This window comes from Limnovirga soli, assembly GCF_013106755.1.
Taxonomy (GTDB): domain Bacteria; phylum Bacteroidota; class Bacteroidia; order Chitinophagales; family Chitinophagaceae; genus Limnovirga; species Limnovirga soli.
The window spans coordinates 37,723-54,988 of record NZ_WHPF01000005.1; the positions used below are offsets into that span (position 1 = coordinate 37,723).

A 17,266-nucleotide genomic window follows, 5' to 3' on the forward strand; every position below is an offset into this window, starting at 1 on the left:
GTATTCGTGTATTTTTGCTACTCAATTTTTTTGGATGCCAAAATATTTACTTGTTTGCTTTCTTGCCATTTTTTGTTTACAGGTTACTGCCCAAATACCCGATGGCTATTATAGCAATGCCTCCAATAAAAATTGCGCCGCTTTAAAATCTGCATTGAAGAAAATCATCACTACAGGCTATAATGCCCGTGCTTACGATGAATTATACAATCAATACAAAATCAGCGATGTAAAACCCCGCGAAACCGGGGCCGGTTCCGTAACCGCAATTTGGGATATTTATTCAGATGTGCCCGGTGGTAAAGACCCTTATAATTACGACCCTACCAACGATCGCTGCGGCAATTATAGTAAAGAAGGTGATTGTTTTAACAGGGAGCATACCGTACCTCAAAGCTGGTTTAACAGTGAAACTACACCAGGTAGCGACTATTTGCATATTATGCCAACCGATGGGTTTGTTAATGGTAAACGGGGCAATCTGCAATTTGGCGAGGTAGCCAGCGCTAGTTTTACCAGTAAAAACGGAAGTAAAATGGGAAGTTCGGCCATAGCTGGGATAACCGGCGATGTGTTTGAACCAATTGATACTTATAAGGGCGATGTAGCCCGTGCATTTTTTTATTTTGTTACCCGTTATCAGGATAATATTATTGGCTGGAGCAATAATTCAAAAGCATTTTCAAAGGATACTTTCCCCTCCATCAATATCTTCTATTTAAAAATGTTGCTGCAATGGAATGCCCAAGACCCCGTAAGCCAAAAGGAAATTGACAGAAATAATGCAGCATATACCTACCAAAATAACCGCAACCCATTTATTGACCATCCTGAATATGTTGGCCAGGTTTGGAATGGCTCTTGCCCGGGTTTGGGTACACTGCCTGTTGATATTATATATTTCACCGGCAAACTAAATGGCAATCAAATACTATTAAATTGGAAAACCGCCAATGCCGTTAACCTTGCGGGTTTCGACGTTGAAAAAAGTTATAACGGTACTACATTTTTTACAACCGCATTTGTAAATGCAAATAATTCGGGCAATTACAATTATACCGATAATATAGCCAAAGAAACAGGCCGCAGAATTTACTATCGTCTTAAGAAGAAAGATAAGGATGACAGTTTTACCTATAGTGAAATTTTTAGCATCCATATTCCGCTGAACCAAACCTTTACAGTAGCGCCCAACCCGGCAAATAATGTAATTACGGTTAGTATTAATTTACCAACCGTAACACCTGCAACAATAGCAATTTACAATGTACAGGGCAAGCTGGTAGCCAATTATCCTTGCAATACAGGCAATTATACACTTACATTGTCCGTAGCTCAGTTGCCCGCCGGAAGTTATTTTGTAAAACTGCAAACGGCCAACAGTATGCAGCAGGTTCAAAAATTAATTATCAGCAGGTAGAGGCTGTTTGCTGCGCAGTATTACGGTAGCACAAGAGTGCGACGCAAGTAAAGCATCATTGTAGCTATTAGTCTGGCAAAAAAGCATTTTGTACCCGGCAGTAGTAAAGCCATCAGCAGCCGTTGCGTCGCACTCTTGTACGGCATCGCAATATGCAGCAAGTATTGTTTTGTATTTGCGTACACTTTTGATTATGTAAATTGCAGCCCTATTTACAATTATGATACATTATAACAGATTTGTGCTAGATAATGGTTTACGCGTTTTGGTGCATGAAGATACAGCCACCCCTATGGCCGTTTTAAATGTGATGTACGATGTGGGTGCCCGTGACGAGAACCCCGCGCAAACAGGCTTTGCGCATTTATTTGAACACCTCATGTTTGGTGGCAGCATTAACATAAAAGATTATGATGAGCCATTACAGCGTGCCGGTGGAGAAAACAATGCCTATACCACCAATGATCTTACCAATTATTATTGCCAGTTACCCGCTCAAAATATCGAAACCGCTTTTTGGCTGGAAAGCGATCGTATGCTTAGCCTGGCTTTTAGTAAAAAAAGCCTGGAAGTACAGCGCAAAGTGGTATGCGAAGAGTTTAAGGAGCATTATATAAATCAGCCCTATGGCGATGTGTGGCACAAAATGAGGGCCCTAACCTATACAGTACACCCCTATCGCTGGATGACCATCGGGCAGGAACTAAGCCATGTTGAAAATGCGCAACTGGATGATGTAAAAAACTTTTTCTTTAAACATTACCGGCCCATAAACGCTATTGTAGTGGTTGCCGGAAATGTAAAAACCGAGGATGTTAAAAGGCTTGCCGAAAAATGGTTTGGCAATATACCCATGGGTGAAAAATATGTGCGCCAACTGCCACAAGAGCCTGCCCAAACTAACGCCCGCCGGTTAGAAGTAATTGCCGATGTACCCCTGGATGCTATTTATAAAACCTGGCATATGGGCCCACGTTTAGACAAGGGCTATTATGCAGCCGAAATAATTACAGAAATACTGGGTGGTGGTGCATCATCCAGGTTATACCAAGCCCTGGTAAAAGAAAAACAATTGTTTAGCAATATTGAATGTTACCAGTTTGGAAGTATAGACCCCGGCATTGTAACCATTGAAGGTAAACTGGTTAAAGGCATTAACCCTTCTACAGCAGAAGCAGCCATAGAAGAAGAATTAGACAAAATAAAATCTACATTGGTTAGCGAACAGGAACTACAAAAAGTAAAAAACAAAACCGAAAGCCTGATCACTTTTGAAGATATGACCATTTTAAGCAGGGCGGGCAGCCTTGCCAATTATGAGCTACTGGGAAATGCCAACCTCATGAACGAAGAAATGGGCAGGTACCAGGCCATAACCACAAAAGAAATACTGCAATACAGCCAACAGATATTTGATGTAAACAACAGTAATACCATGGTGTATTGCAGTAAAAATTAAGCTATAACTTATTTAGTTGGCTGTTATAAACAAAGCATTCCCATCATTAATGCCGGCAATAAAAGTTTTTTTGTTGCCGGTTTTTATTGGAAGTAATACTTTAACATTCTGGTTTAGCTGCAGGCCGCTTTTGGTTTGTGGCACATAGGTAAAATTACCCTTACCATCTGCCTGTAGCAGTACACCGTGATTGGCCCTGTAACGGCCAAATTTAATTCTTGTCCAGGTTTCGTTGCCGGCTAATAGTAAATCCTTTTTACCATCATTATTAAAATCCTCGGCCACCATACCAAATACAGGTGCATACTGTGCTTCCTGCGGCAAATTATGTAATGCAAAACCCTTCGCAGGTCCCTGGTTTTCCAGATAAATAGTTTGCATGGTTTCAACTTTTAGTATTTTGGCATCTTTTAATACTTCGGGGGTAAACAAATCATTAATGGTAGCACTGGCATAACCCTTATATTCCAGGAATTTCTTTTTTAAACCCGGTAGTTGATCGGTAAGATCGTCTCTTGAATTAGCCGGATAAGAAACACCTTGTATAAAATAGCAAAGTATGGGATCGATAGAACCATTATTATCAAAATCTTTATAATAGAGATTCATAGGTTCTTTTTCACTTACTTTAAACTGGGTATTTAAACCGCAGTTGCCAATAACTAAATCTGCATCGCCATCGCCATCTATATCATTCGTATAAATTTTATTCCACCAACCAGTACTGGCAAAATGAATATAGCTGGCAGATGCATCGGTGAACTTGCCAGCCTTATTTGTATATACCTGAATTGGCATCCATTCGCCTACAATAACAAGGTCTTGCGTTTTATCATTATTTACATCTACAAAAGCGGCATCTGTTACCATGCCCGGTTGCATTAATGCATTACACACCGAAGCCGTAACATCAATAAACACCCCTTTCCCATTATTGGCAAGAATAAAGCTGCGGGGTGCTGTTGGATATTTACCAGGAACCAGTCTGCCACCAACAAAAAGGTCAATATCTCCATCACCATCTATATCTGCGGCTTTTACACAGCTTTTACTACATAACATTTTGGGCAAAGCATCTACGCTTTTGGTGAAATTAGCTTTACCATCGTTCAGGTATAATCTATCTTGAAAAGCAGGGTCAAATTCGTCAAATTCATAACCGCCAGATGCTACATACAAGTCCGGGTCGCCATCATTATCGGCATCAAAAAACACTGCGCTTACATCTTCACTCACCGAGTCTTGTAAAAATTCAGGCACTTGTTTGGCTACAAAACTTCCGGCTGCAGTTTGTAAAAATAATTGACCGGCTTTGCCTTTTGCACCTCCCATAAAAATATCATCCAACCCATCCTTGTTTACATCTGCTGTTGCAATACAGGGGCCTTGCCGCGACAAATAGTTGGGCAGTAAGAGCTGCACTGTAAAATCGTTAAAACTGTTTTCAGTGTGCTTTATGTTCGATGCAATACTTTGTGTAAAAACAGTGTTTGTATTCTTAAGCGTGTCGTATACCCATGATTGCTTTGCATCGGTCATTTTAAGAGAAAGCGTTTGATTGGGTTTAACATTTGTAAGCAGCTGGTAGGCATTATTTGGCCAAATAACCAATACTGAATCTATTACCGCATTGGAACCCACCCCAAATGAAAGTACAGGATCTGAGGAGGATTGAAACCCACGAACCGGAGATTCTTCCTGATAATACTGCTGCCCCTTACAATAAAGTGTAACCTTGGTACCAATTGCCCTTGGGTTAGTTGCCGTACCCGCCAATTGTACCCTTAAGTAATTATTCTTGCCTATTGCTTCGCTATTGTTTTTATAGATGCCTGCGAAATTATTGGTATTATTTACTACCAAATCCAGATCGCCATCGTTGTCAAGATCTGCATAAGCGGCACCAGCTGAAACACCCGGCTGATCTAAACCCCATTCAGAAGTTTTTTTGGTAAAGGTTTCGTTACCATTATTTTGAAATACATAATTTGGTATTTCCAGGGTTGGCATTTTTCTAATATACTCAGTAATAGCATCTACTGAATCGCCATGCATTTTACGCACCACCCTATCAACGGAGTATTTTAAAAAGTCCATCTCTGTATAATCTTTTACATAGCCATTGGTAATAAACAGGTCTTTATTACCATCATTATCATAATCGCCAAATAGCGCAGTCCAGCTCCAGTCGGTATTAGATACACCGGCCAATTGTGCTACTTCGCTAAAAGTGCCATCGCCATTATTTTTTTGAAGCATATTGCGGCTATACTCAAAATAAAACCCCTGGTTAAACAGGTATTGAAACTTATCAAAATTCTCTGCCCCGCTATGCATTTTCTGGGTAAAATTACTTTCGGGCATCATATCCAGTGTTACCAAATCTGGTAAACCATCATTATTATAATCTGCTGCATCAGAACCCATAGAGTATAATGAAATATCATCCATAGAGGTACGCAGGGATTCTGTAAAACTGCCGTTACGGTTATTCATAAATAAATAATCCGGCTCATTAAAATCGTTAGATACATACACATCGGGCCAGCCATCATTATTAAAATCTGTAACTGCCAGTCCAAGACCAAAAGTTAGTACATTGGATGTTATACCTGCTTCGCCACTTACATCACTGTAATGGCCATTATCGTTGCGATATAGTTTGTTTGCAAAAGCCGGGTTATGCTCATTTCTTAGTTCAGGATTATCCTGCACGCCAGCAGTATATTTTGATAGTGAGTGATTGATAATAAAGCAATCCAAATCACCATCTTTATCATAATCAAAAAAAGCAGATTGGGTGGAGTAACCTGTATCAGCAAGTCCATACTGACCGGCCTTTTCAGAGAAAGTAAGGTTACCATTATTCATAAACAGCAGGTTGGTACGCATGGCCGGATTTATATCGGCACTGCGGCAAATATAAATATCCAGCAAACCGTCTCCGTTAACATCGGCCATAGTGGCACCTGTACACCAGCCTTGTTTATCTGCAACACCGCTTTGGGTAGTAATATCTTCAAAGGTAAAATTGCCTTTATTCAGGTATAATCTGTTGCGCACCATATTACCGGTAAACAGAATATCCTGTAACCCATCGTTATTTATATCGCCAATAGAAACGCCACCACCATTATAGAAATAAATATAATTGGCCACATTTAAAGGGCCATCCTCAAATAGTGTGTTTTGAAAATTAATATTGGTGTTGCTTTTATCTAAAGCAGTAAAAAGCTGGTTTTTATTACCAGTACATGCTGCAAAGAAAATATAACCAATAACCAATAAAACTATAGAAGTTAGGCGATGCATAGCTTATAAAATTATAAACGATAAGAAAATATATGGTTGCCGATTCATATGGTGAAAATGGCTGCTAAAATAACAGGTTTTACATTAGCATACATATTGCTTTTTTGCCGCCATGAAAACAGAACCATGAACCGAGCGTGGCAAGTAAAGCTGCATATTGATATAATTGCCGGTTAATAAAATACCTAATACAATTATGTACCGGGCTTTTGTAGTAAATGCAACTACTCTTGCGTCGCACTCTTGTACTGCAGTAATGCTACGGTACAAAAAGAAAGTTGTAAATGGCTAAAATAAAAGATTCCACCAAGATGTTGGTCTATGGTGGAATCTTTTTAGCTAAGTATGTATGTGTGGGAACTAATTCTTATCCCACCAAAGCGGAGTAGTTAATTTGTCCGGACCGCCTAGCAAAGGAACAGCAGCTTCAACGGCAGCACCGTTATTCTGTGTTTCTGAAAGCAGGAACGGAATTCTTCTGATCCACTGAGTAGTTGTATTGGTGATATCAGCATTATCTGAATTAGCCACCGGATACATGATAAAGCTACGGCCTCTTCTGTAATCAGCCCATGCTTCGTTACCATCAGGGAATAATGCCAACCATTTTTGGATAGCCACCTGCTCTTTTTGAGTAGCAAGATCTGATGCAAATTTAATTGGAGCAGAAGAAACTGCAGGAGAATTTAAATAATCGTTTGGTGCTACAGGAACGGAAGAGCTGTTGATATAAGCCTGAATAGCTGCATCATCTGTAATACCCCATTGGTTCATAGATGCAGTAATACCAGAAGCATATAAATCTTTAGCAGTACCGCCCATATTCCAACCTAATAATGCACCTTCTGCACGAAGGAAATAAGCCTCAGCAGAACCCATGATAATTTGAGGAGTGGTTAAATAATCTGCATTACCACCAAAGCTTGGAGATGACCATCTTTTACCAATTTTAGAATTTGCAGTTGCTTTGTTTGCATTTTCAGTTAATTGGGTAGAGGTTAAACCATTTCTTAAACCTTCATAAGTACCAGTACCTACAGGATCAGAACCAGTAACACCAGCTGGTAACCAGTATTCTTTTAACCTTGGATCAGCATAACCTGTCATAACAGATTCCATGGTAGCACTCATACGGAACTCATTCCAGTCAGACATTTGAGAAAGACCGTTATTATCAGAACCACTAGAGCTTTTCTTTAATAAAGCATCATCAGATGGGCTGCTGCTTAATACACCATCAGCTACGGCTGCTTCAGCTTCAGCTTTAGCACGTGCTGGGTCTACTTTTGAAATTCTTAAAGCCAAACGTAAACGCAGTGTGTTGGTGAATTTAAGCCATTTGCTTACATCGCCACCGTAGATGATATCGTAGCTTCCAAACGGAGTTTCGCCGGTTTTGGTTTTTAACACCGCTGCAGCTGAAGTTAAACGTTTGAAGAAATCATCATAAATTTTATCCTGCGCATCGTAAGGTACTGAGTTACCTGGCTGACCAGCGCTGAAATAAGGAATAGGACCCCAATAATCAGTAACCCTGTGGAAACCTAAAACCCAAATAACATTTGCCAATGCATTTTCAGCAGATGAAGGATCAGAGTTTTCCAAAATGGTTTGAAGCTGAGGAACCATATCAGTATAGATAGGATTAAATGCAGCACCAACCCAATCCATCCTGATATTTAAACGATCAGAAGGGAAATAAGTAGCAGTACATGCAAAGTATTGAGCATATTGATCAGCAAACAGGTTTTGTGCAATCTGGTAGTTCCAGATATTTGGCACAGCTGTAGCTTCTGCTTTAGAGAAAAGGAATGGTAACTCTGATGCACCAACAGTGGCAATAGAGTTTCTGTCAGTATTTATATCACTATACTTTTTAGTACAGGATGCCAGCATAACTGTGCAGCTGATAAATACCAGTGGAATACGTGAGGTAAAAAGTTTACTAATTTTTTTCATACTAAATTATTTTTGAATAATTAAAAAGTAACCTGAAGGTTAACACCAAAGCTGCGTGTAGATGGCAATGCACCATATTCAACACCCTGCCAGTTTGAGTTACCCAAGCTCATATCTGGATCGAACCACATTTTGCGTGTTTCAAGACCTGGAATATTAAGTTTAGAACTACCACGATATAACCAGAATAAGTTACGACCAACTGCAGAAACTTTAATTGCTTTTACAATGGTAGTATTCTTAACAGGAATAGAATAACCAATAGTTAATTCTCTTGCCCTGAAACTGGTTGCATCGTAAGCAAAGAATTCACCGTTACCATAACGTTTGCCTGAAGCAATTTGCCAGAAATCCTGTGCAGTAATAGATTTACTGTTTGCAGATCCATCAGCATATACACCACCCAGGTTCAAACCACCTTCACGGTATTGTGCAGTTCCTTCAGTTATACCGCTAAATGCAAGGTTCATTTCAGTACCAGATACCATTGTACCACCGATACGACCATCCATTAACAATCTAAGAGAAAATGCTTTATAGGTAAACGTATTTGTAAAGCCAATGGTTGCTTTAGGATTAAAGTTTCCAATAAACTCTTGTGCGCTGGTAATAGAAGGTTTGCCATCTGCAGTTACTATATGATTGCCTTTGGCATCAGTTGCCCATTTGAAGGCCAATAAATCACCATAGCTCTTTCCTTCCTGAACAACTGGAGTTGCAGAACGACCGAAACCACCACCCAGGTAGAAAATTTTAACCTGATCACTTAATTCAACAATTTTATTGGTGTTAGCTGCAAAGTTTAAAGCTACATCCCATGTAAAATTTTTGTTTTTAACTGCAGTACCATTTGCTACAAATTCAAAACCACTGTTCTGGATATTACCAGCATTGATGTATTGGCTGGAATAACCTGTAGCTACAGGTAAGCTAACCTGTAATAATTGGTTAAATGAGTTGCTCTTGTAATAAGTAGCAGTAAAACCAATACGATTATTTAAGAATCTTGCTTCAATACCAAATTCAAGGTTTTTAACAATTTCTGGTTTCAAACCTGGGATTGGGTAAGTAGAACTTCTTTGTAAAAACCCATTACCTGCACCCTGACCATAATTATAAACTGTATTTAATAAACCGAATTTACCACCATTACCTACTTCAGCATAGTTTACGCTGGCTTTCAGGAAAGAAAAAGCAGTAGGAAGTGTTAGCATATCAGATAAGATGGCTGATATACCAACAGAAGGGTAGCTAAAGCTGTAAGGAGCTGGCAAACGTGAATCCCAGTCGTTACGTAAACTTGCATCCAGATATAAATAATCTTTGAATGAAAGGTTTACCTGACCATATAAAGATTGTGTTTGAACTTCTGAGAAAGCAGAACTTAAAGATGGTGCTTTTGCAAAGTTCAAGCTGAATTTATTGGTTACATTTAAACCACCTGCACCAGATGCATTGTAATCGTATTTGCTGTCCTGGAAGATGGCACCTACACGGTAATCAATTTTCAGATCTTTAGTGATTTTATTGTTACCTTCTAACATCGCGTCAAACCATTTTTCAGTAACAACAACTGTATTTTTAGAATAGTCGCCACCGTCTCTGCTGTAAAGAATTGTTCCAAGAGAGATTTTATTTTCACCCTGATCGAAAGTTCTGTCAAGGTTTGCTCTTCCTGATAAAGTTAACCATGGAGTAATTTTGTATTTACCAGACAAGAAGCCAATGATACGATCTCTGGTTTCATTGATTTCGGTACGGTTAATTACCCAATAAGGACTTTGATAAATTGAACTTAATGTAGAAGGCCAAGGAGTTGGCGTTGGAATACCCACATTGTTAATAAATTCAAATTGTTCAGCATCTGCAGTAGATACGTTTCTTGGAATTTGATAAATATTACTTACTGGAGAGTTTTCCTCACCGGTACGTGGTCTGTTCTTAATATCCTGATTGATGTAAGTAATCTTGGCATCAGTAGAAAATTTCTTGCTGATTTGATTACTGATTCTTAAGTTAACAGTATGTCTTGTAAGGTTATTTTTTGGGATAATACCTTCTACATAGTTGTTAGTGTAAGAAAGATAGGTTTGCATTTTATCGTTACCACCAGATACGCCGATAGAATTGTTCAATGCCAAACCATTTCTGAAAAAGTTTCTGATATTGTCTGTTTGCGGAGTGTAGGAACTGCTATTACCTAAGTAATTGGTAAAAGACTGTCCGGTCATTTTTGCACCCCAGCTTTCACCAGATGTTGGATCTAAAACACCGCCATTACCCTGGCCATATAAATTTTGTGTTTTAACCAAAGCAAATGGAGATTCAGTAGATACACCTGAATTTACAGTAACAGCCATTTTGTCTTTCTTACCTTTTTTAGTGGTAATAACAATTACACCGTTACCAGCCTGGCTACCATAAAGGGCAGCTGCAGATGCACCACGCAATACTGTGGTAGATTCAATATCATCCGGGTTGATGTTTGAAGCACCATCTGAACCCTGAACAGAACCAAAGTCACTGGTACCTGTTCCGTTGGTATTGTTTTGAATAGGCACACCATCTACAACTATTAAGGCATTGTTACTACCTTGGATAGAACGGTTACCACGCAATACAATTCTTGCACCACTACCAGGACCACCAGAGCCCTGAGTAATTACTGCATTTGCTACTTTACCCTGTAAAGAGTTAAGCACGTTGTTTGCATCCCTGGCCTCAGTAAGTTCAGAAGTTTTAACTGATTGGGTAGCGTACACCAATGTTTTTGTTTGGCGGGAGATACCCAAGGCTGTTACAACAACTTCGCCTAAATCTGATTTTGCTTCAGATAAGGTGATTGTAATATCTGCCAGATTTGCCTCAACTGACTTTTCAACAGTTGCGAAACCGATGTAAGAAACTACCAATGTTACATTGCCGGTTGGCACATTAATAGAAAATGAACCATCGTTGGCTGTAGCCGTTCCGTTTGTTTTGCCTTTTACAAGTACAGAAGCACCGGCAATAGGCAAATTACCCTGTGCGTTAAGAACCTTTCCTTTTACGGTTCTTGTTTGTGCATGTGCAACCATGCACGTGAAGAGAAAGAGAATAAAAACCAGTTTGTGTAGTTTTCTCATAACAGTGGAAGTTTTAGATGAAACAAAAAAATCAAGCAGCTAACTAATTCGAGTATTTTGGTAGAGACATGAGAATTATAGTTAACGCTGCACAGATTTACAGTGTAATTTTCAAGCCTATATATTAATAAATCAAACAGTTAGTGTATCAAATGTAACCTCTTGAACACGAATTAGAAACAAATTAAGAACGCAAACGTTTGCGTTAATTTGAATTTTTAAACAAAGATTTTTTCTCACAATCCCGCACTTGCAAAACCGCGTATAGCGCGTTTTTACTTATGATCGATGCACTTTGAGGATGTATGTTTACACCTGAAAATTAGTTTCGCAGGCTATTATGAGGTATTTACAGCTGATGATACAATTTGCTTTTTTGATAATAGCGATGCCTGGTATTTTTGTTGCAGCCGCAGTGTGCGACGCAACAGGTGCAGCAAATTGTACAAAAAGCCGGGTACATAGTTCTGATATTTATAGATGCCATTTTGTATAAATACCAATAATTTTACCGATATGTCTGCTAAACAACCAACTATAAAAGAAATTGCCAAAAGGTTGAATATATCCATTTCAACAGTATCCAGGGCATTGCATGACCATTCCAGTATTGGTTTACGCACTAAAACAAGGGTAAAAGAGCTTGCCAAAGAATTGAAATACGAGCCAAACCAGGCAGCCATTTTTTTTCAGCAAAGAAAAACTTTTACTATTGGTGTAATTCTTCCTTTTTTATCTGAGTTGTTTTTTTCTTCGGCCATAAGTGGTATAGAAGATGTAGCCGTTAAAAGCCAATATACAGTTTTGCTTGGTCAGTCCAGAGATGATGCCAACAGAGAAAAACATATTATTGAAACGATGAAAAAACATCGTGTGGATGGTATTATTATCTCAATTTCGAAACATACAACCAATTACGAGCATTTTAACAGGTTGCGCCAATCGGGCATACCGGTAGTATTTTTTGATTGTATTCCCAACATGACAGATATACATTATGTAGCGTGTAATATGGTATCGGGAACAGTGCAGGCCACCAGTTTTTTACTAAAAAACGGGCACCGAGTAATTGGGCTGATTAATGGGCCTGAGAAATTATATGCCAGCAAACAAAGACAGGAAGGTTACCAGATTGCCATGAGTAAACACCGCTTAAAATACGACCCATCACTTATTGTAAACAGCGATCTTACCAAAGAGGGAAGCAGAAAAGCCGTAAAAGAATTATTAGAACACAAAAGAAAAGTTACCGCTATAGTAACATTTAATGATTATGTGGCACTGGATGCCATGCAATATGCCGATGCGCAACAGGTTGCTATTAATAAAGATGTATGCTTTGTTAGTTATTCTAATTTGCCGATGGTAGAATATTTAAAATATTCCCCAATGGCTTCGGTTGAACAAAACCCTTATTTACAGGGGCAAAAAGCCACAGAAATGCTGTTGGAGCTTTTACAAAAAAAAGAAGAAGATCAAACCGACAATAGTTCGTACAAAATTATTATAGATAGCCATTTGGTTGAGTATAAGCAGTAGCAGAATATAATGCAAACGATTGTTTACCGGCAGCATACTGCAATAAATTAGCTTTGATACATTAAGCGCCTTGTATTAATAACGATACAATATGATTAAAAACCTTTTACAGCAATTTAACCTTACCGATACTGTTACCCATTATACCATTTTTGGAAACGGACTTATAAACAGAACCTGGGTGGTTGATACGGTAGACAATAAATATATTCTTCAGCGCATTAATGATAATGTTTTTACCAATCCTGCCGCCATTGACGAGAACATCAATGCCATAAACCAATTTTTAAAATGTCATTTCCCTGAATATATTTTTACTGCACCGGTATTTACCAGCAACCACAAAAGCCTGATACATATACCCGGTGAGGGCTATTTCAGGCTTTTTGAATTTATACCCGATTCGCATACCTATACGGTATTAGAAAACCCTGCGCTGGCATTTGAGGCATCCCAGCAATTTGGAAAATTTACCAAGTTACTGGCCGATTTTGATAGTTCGCAACTTAAAATTACACTAAGCGGGTTTCATAACTTATCGTTACGGTATACCCAGTACACAACTGCACTTGCTACAAGCAGTGCAGCAAGGCTTTCCATAGCACAAGAGGCCATTACCATTGCCAATACCTATGTGCATATTGTTGAAACCTACGAAACCATTTTGGCCAACCCATTGTTTAAAAAAAGGGTAACACATCACGATACCAAAATAAGTAATGTACTTTTTAATAGCCACAATAGAGGCATTTGTGTAATTGATTTAGATACGGTAATGCCCGGTTATTTTATAAGTGACGTGGGCGATATGATGCGTACTTACCTGTCTCCCGCAGGCGAGGAAGAAACCGATATGACCAAAATAGAAGTACGCGAACCCTATTTTGATGCTATTGTACAGGGATACCTTAGCCAAATGAATACGGAACTCACCACCGAAGAAAAAAAATACTTTGTTTATGCCGGTAAATTTATGATTTACATGCAGGCACTACGTTTTTTAACCGATTACCTGAATAACAATATTTACTATGGTGCCAGTTACGAATTACATAACCTGCACCGAGCCATTAATCAACTAACACTTTTACAACTGCTTACCCAAAAAGAAGATGCACTCAATAAAAGGGTATCTGTATTTGCTGCCCAATACCAATAAGTGCCAATCAATTACCCGTAGCCAGTGCTATACTAATTTGTAACGGGTTAATTTTTCAGCAGTTTTTTGGATGGAGGCTCCAGCCCATATTTATATGGCATCGGCACTTGCCACGCTCGGTTCAGGGTTCCACTTTTATGGCAGCTATAATAAATGCCAGAAGTTACTCAAATCTTCGCCCAGGAATCCGCACACCTGCACATCCTCTTATTTTCACATCCGCTCATTTGCATATCCTCTCATTTGCATATCCTCTCATTTGCATATCCACCATTTGCACATCCGCAAATTCCCCCATATGTATTATTGCTGATAATTGTTTTACAGCACAAGTGTGCGACGCAAGTAAAGCTGCACTAGTACTATTGCCGGGCCAATCATTATCTGTATTTATACCATCTGTTTAGCAAAAGTTTAAGGTAAAATATCCATAATAGCCCCTACTAACTGTTTGGCCCACTGCCTATTTACCACTCATAATCAATAAAGCAACTACCAAAACAAACGGTTTTAGGTTTGTACATTAATTTTCACTTCAAATCTGCTTAATGTATCATTAATATTAAAGCCTTGTTTTTGGTACTGACTGCGTATGTATATTTTTGTTGAATGTATATGACTGAATGAAACTATTTTATAAAATAGTTGTTTCTGGTGCATATGTTTAGCCTACTCCTACATAAAACCACCGAACGTTTTAATAACAACATTAGTTAACTCTATATAAAGCATTTAATTATGAAAACGTATGGTAATAACACCAGGTTTATAAAGAATAGCCATAAATCATTCTTACTCAAAATAGCAGTTTGCCTTTTATTGGTTAATGGTGTTGCAGTTAGCTATGCAAAAGCACAAAATACGGGTAGCAGGTATAATGTAATTTTTATTTCATTGGATGATATGGCCGATAAAACTAATTATTTAGGCTACCCGCAGGTATTAACTCCCAATTTGCAAAGATTAATTAGTAAGAGTACGGCTTTTACCAATGCCTATTGTCAGTTTCCATTGTGTAATCCTTCCAGAAGTTCAATCATGACCGGCTGGCGCCCAGACAAAACTAAAGTTCTTGGCAATGGGCAGGATCCCCTGCAATTTGTTCCGGCTGGTGCTAATTATTTGCAGGATTATTTCCACAGCTTTGGCTACAGAACCGAACGATATGGCAAAATTTACCACGGCGCTTATGAATACCAATTTAACTGGGACTATTCAGAAGGTGGTGGCAATGCTGCCTTTCAACATAATGGGGATGAATCTGCCATTGCTGCACCCGCTAATTCAGGTGGAGAAGTAGCTGGCACCTGGGGTATAGACCCTACCAATGATACCACAAACGGCGATTATACTTTAGTGGTGAACTTAATTAATAGCATAAAGCAACCCTCTTCACAACCCAGGTTTTTTGCATTAGGACTTACTACCCACAACCCATTTACACCCACTATTGATTTTTGGAATTTATATGGCGATTCAAACACAAAGGTTAACATACCGGTTTATGGCGGTACTTCTACCATCATGGGTAACAGCTCAGCCAATATAGCAATACCATCTACACCAGCGAATGATAGGGCAGATGTACCTTCGATTGCTTTTTTTGCCGGCCATACTGTACCTAAATCAGATTCTGAATGGCAAAAAACTGTTCAGGCTTATTATGGTGAAGTTAGCCGAATGGATAAACACCTGGGCATGCTTTTAGACGAGATGGATCGTGACAATCTATGGAGTAATACCGTAATTATTTTTGTAAGCGACCATGGACAGCAACTTGGTGAACATGAAGGCCTATGGCTTAAAAACACTTTATTCTACGAATCATTACATGTTCCACTTGCAGTATATGCACCCGGTAAAACTGCGGCTATTTGCGATAAGTTAGTGGAAGAAGTAGATGTTTACCCAACACTTACTGAGCTTTGCAAACTACCTACTCCAAAAAATTTAGAAGGTACCAGTTTGGTTAGATTAATGGATAACCCCACACAAACATGGAAAACCGCCGCCTTCGCACAACTAAAAACCCCTCCTTCTTATTTGGTTTTAAAAGCGGGTGCGGTAATTACCAATCAATACCACTATAACAATTGGGAAAGCAAGGGCGAGGAATTATACGATAGAATAAACGACCCCAAAGAATATACAAATCTGGCAGGCAACTCCAATTATACATCGGCGCTGGAATATATGCGCTCAGTTTATACGGGCGGCTGGCAAAATGCCTTACCGCCACCCTGCGATTCTGTTGTATATTATCAGGATAATGATGGTGATGGGTTTGGCAATACCGACAGCATATTTAAAGGTTGTTATCAACCATTGGGCTATAGTATAAACGGGGGTGATTGTGATGACTCCAACCCTGCTATATACCCTGATTCTTCCGGGATATGCACAGCTGGAGATCCTTGTATTGGTTTTTTAGCATCTATAGCACCTGCGGGCAGTGTTAAACTTTGTTCAGGCAGCAGTTTGGTACTTACAGCAAATACCGGTACAGGCATAACATATCAATGGTATAAAAACGGTGTACTTATTGCAGGTGCCACCACGGCCCAGCTTAGCATTACCAAAAGCGGTAATTATACTGTAAGTGAAACCAACACATTTAATTGTTCAGATACATCGGCAGTAACTGCTGTTAGTACGGTAAAAAATCCGGCTGCAAACATTACAGCATTAGGCAGTTTAGATATTTGTGCAACAGGCTCGGTTACATTACAGGCAAACACCGGCGCAGGGCTTAGCTACCAATGGAAAAAAGGAACCACCAATATACCAGGTGCCACAAATGCCCAGCTAACGGTTTCCAGTATTGGCACCTATTATGTGGTGGTAACAAACAGTAATAATTGCATCAAACAATCCAAGGGCACAAAAGTTACCAAAAGCTGCTTTGCACCTATTGCTAATGCTACCCAGTCTTTAAATCTGGCACAAATAAATGCTGCAAAACTGTCTCTGTTTCCAAACCCAACAACGGGTAAGGTTGTTACCAGTTTTTACAGTGAATATAATGGTAAAATAAAATTAACTGTATACGATATTACAGGTAAGCAGGTATACACGTCAACCGAGCTGGCAGTTAAGGGAAACAACAGTATTATGTTACAATTGGGGCATTTGGTTAGCGGCATGTATTACCTGGAACTTTTGAATAATAAGGCCACACAAAGAATTAAATTTACGGTAGAACGATAAGTATTGCAGGCGTACCTAATTAATTGCTATTTGTTTGAGCCAAACTTAACAAAAGCAGCAACTTTACTTGCGTCGCACACTTGTAC

General features: G+C 39.1%; 8 protein-coding genes. 5 read left to right on the forward strand and 3 right to left on the reverse strand.

What is annotated here, in order from left to right:
• The first annotated feature begins 34 nt into the window (after positions 1-34).
• Positions 35-1,420 (forward strand): endonuclease, encoded by a 1,386-nt coding sequence (locus GD597_RS07440; protein WP_171607206.1) that lies wholly within the window; start codon positions 35-37, stop codon positions 1,418-1,420.
• Positions 1,421-1,640: 220 nt separating this feature from the next.
• Positions 1,641-2,879, forward strand: a complete 1,239-nt coding sequence (locus GD597_RS07445) for a M16 family metallopeptidase (protein ID WP_171607207.1) — start codon at positions 1,641-1,643, stop codon at positions 2,877-2,879.
• 12 nt (positions 2,880-2,891) lie between these two features.
• Here GD597_RS07445 and GD597_RS07450 read toward each other — a convergent pair whose 3' ends face one another.
• The 3 genes from GD597_RS07450 to GD597_RS07460 form a co-directional block, all read right to left on the reverse strand.
• Positions 2,892-6,191 carry a VCBS repeat-containing protein gene (locus GD597_RS07450; RefSeq protein WP_171607208.1) on the reverse strand — a complete coding sequence of 1,100 codons (3,300 nt, stop codon included), beginning with the start codon at positions 6,189-6,191 and terminating at the stop codon, positions 2,892-2,894.
• A 360-nt stretch (positions 6,192-6,551) separates the two neighbouring features.
• Complete coding sequence (locus GD597_RS07455) at positions 6,552-8,150, reverse strand: SusD/RagB family nutrient-binding outer membrane lipoprotein (protein WP_171607209.1); 1,599 nt, start codon at positions 8,148-8,150, stop codon at positions 6,552-6,554.
• 20 nt (positions 8,151-8,170) lie between these two features.
• Complete coding sequence (locus GD597_RS07460) at positions 8,171-11,275, reverse strand: SusC/RagA family TonB-linked outer membrane protein (RefSeq protein WP_171607210.1); 3,105 nt, start codon at positions 11,273-11,275, stop codon at positions 8,171-8,173.
• 516 nt (positions 11,276-11,791) lie between these two features.
• Between GD597_RS07460 and GD597_RS07465 the strand changes: the two genes are divergently transcribed.
• The 3 genes from GD597_RS07465 to GD597_RS07475 all read left to right on the forward strand — a co-directional run bounded on the left by GD597_RS07465 (position 11,792) and on the right by GD597_RS07475 (position 17,180).
• Complete coding sequence (locus tag GD597_RS07465) at positions 11,792-12,814, forward strand: LacI family DNA-binding transcriptional regulator (protein WP_171607211.1); 1,023 nt, start codon at positions 11,792-11,794, stop codon at positions 12,812-12,814.
• 91 nt (positions 12,815-12,905) lie between these two features.
• On the forward strand, positions 12,906-13,973 hold the full coding sequence (locus tag GD597_RS07470) for a phosphotransferase enzyme family protein (RefSeq protein WP_171607212.1): 1,068 nt from the start codon (positions 12,906-12,908) through the stop codon (positions 13,971-13,973).
• Positions 13,974-14,711: 738 nt separating this feature from the next.
• Entirely contained in the window at positions 14,712-17,180 is a 2,469-nt protein-coding gene (locus GD597_RS07475) for a sulfatase-like hydrolase/transferase (protein ID WP_171607213.1), read from the forward strand.
• Positions 17,181-17,266: the final 86 nt, after the last annotated feature.

Coding starts and splice junctions, on each gene's coding strand:
- GD597_RS07440 (WP_171607206.1), top strand. CDS start 35: ATGCCAAAATATTTACTTGTTTGCTTTCTTGCCATTTTTTGTTTACAG.
- GD597_RS07445 (WP_171607207.1), top strand. CDS start 1,641: ATGATACATTATAACAGATTTGTGCTAGATAATGGTTTACGCGTTTTG.
- GD597_RS07450 (WP_171607208.1), bottom strand. CDS start 6,191: ATGCATCGCCTAACTTCTATAGTTTTATTGGTTATTGGTTATATTTTC.
- GD597_RS07455 (WP_171607209.1), bottom strand. CDS start 8,150: ATGAAAAAAATTAGTAAACTTTTTACCTCACGTATTCCACTGGTATTT.
- GD597_RS07460 (WP_171607210.1), bottom strand. CDS start 11,275: ATGAGAAAACTACACAAACTGGTTTTTATTCTCTTTCTCTTCACGTGC.
- GD597_RS07465 (WP_171607211.1), top strand. CDS start 11,792: ATGTCTGCTAAACAACCAACTATAAAAGAAATTGCCAAAAGGTTGAAT.
- GD597_RS07470 (WP_171607212.1), top strand. CDS start 12,906: ATGATTAAAAACCTTTTACAGCAATTTAACCTTACCGATACTGTTACC.
- GD597_RS07475 (WP_171607213.1), top strand. CDS start 14,712: ATGAAAACGTATGGTAATAACACCAGGTTTATAAAGAATAGCCATAAA.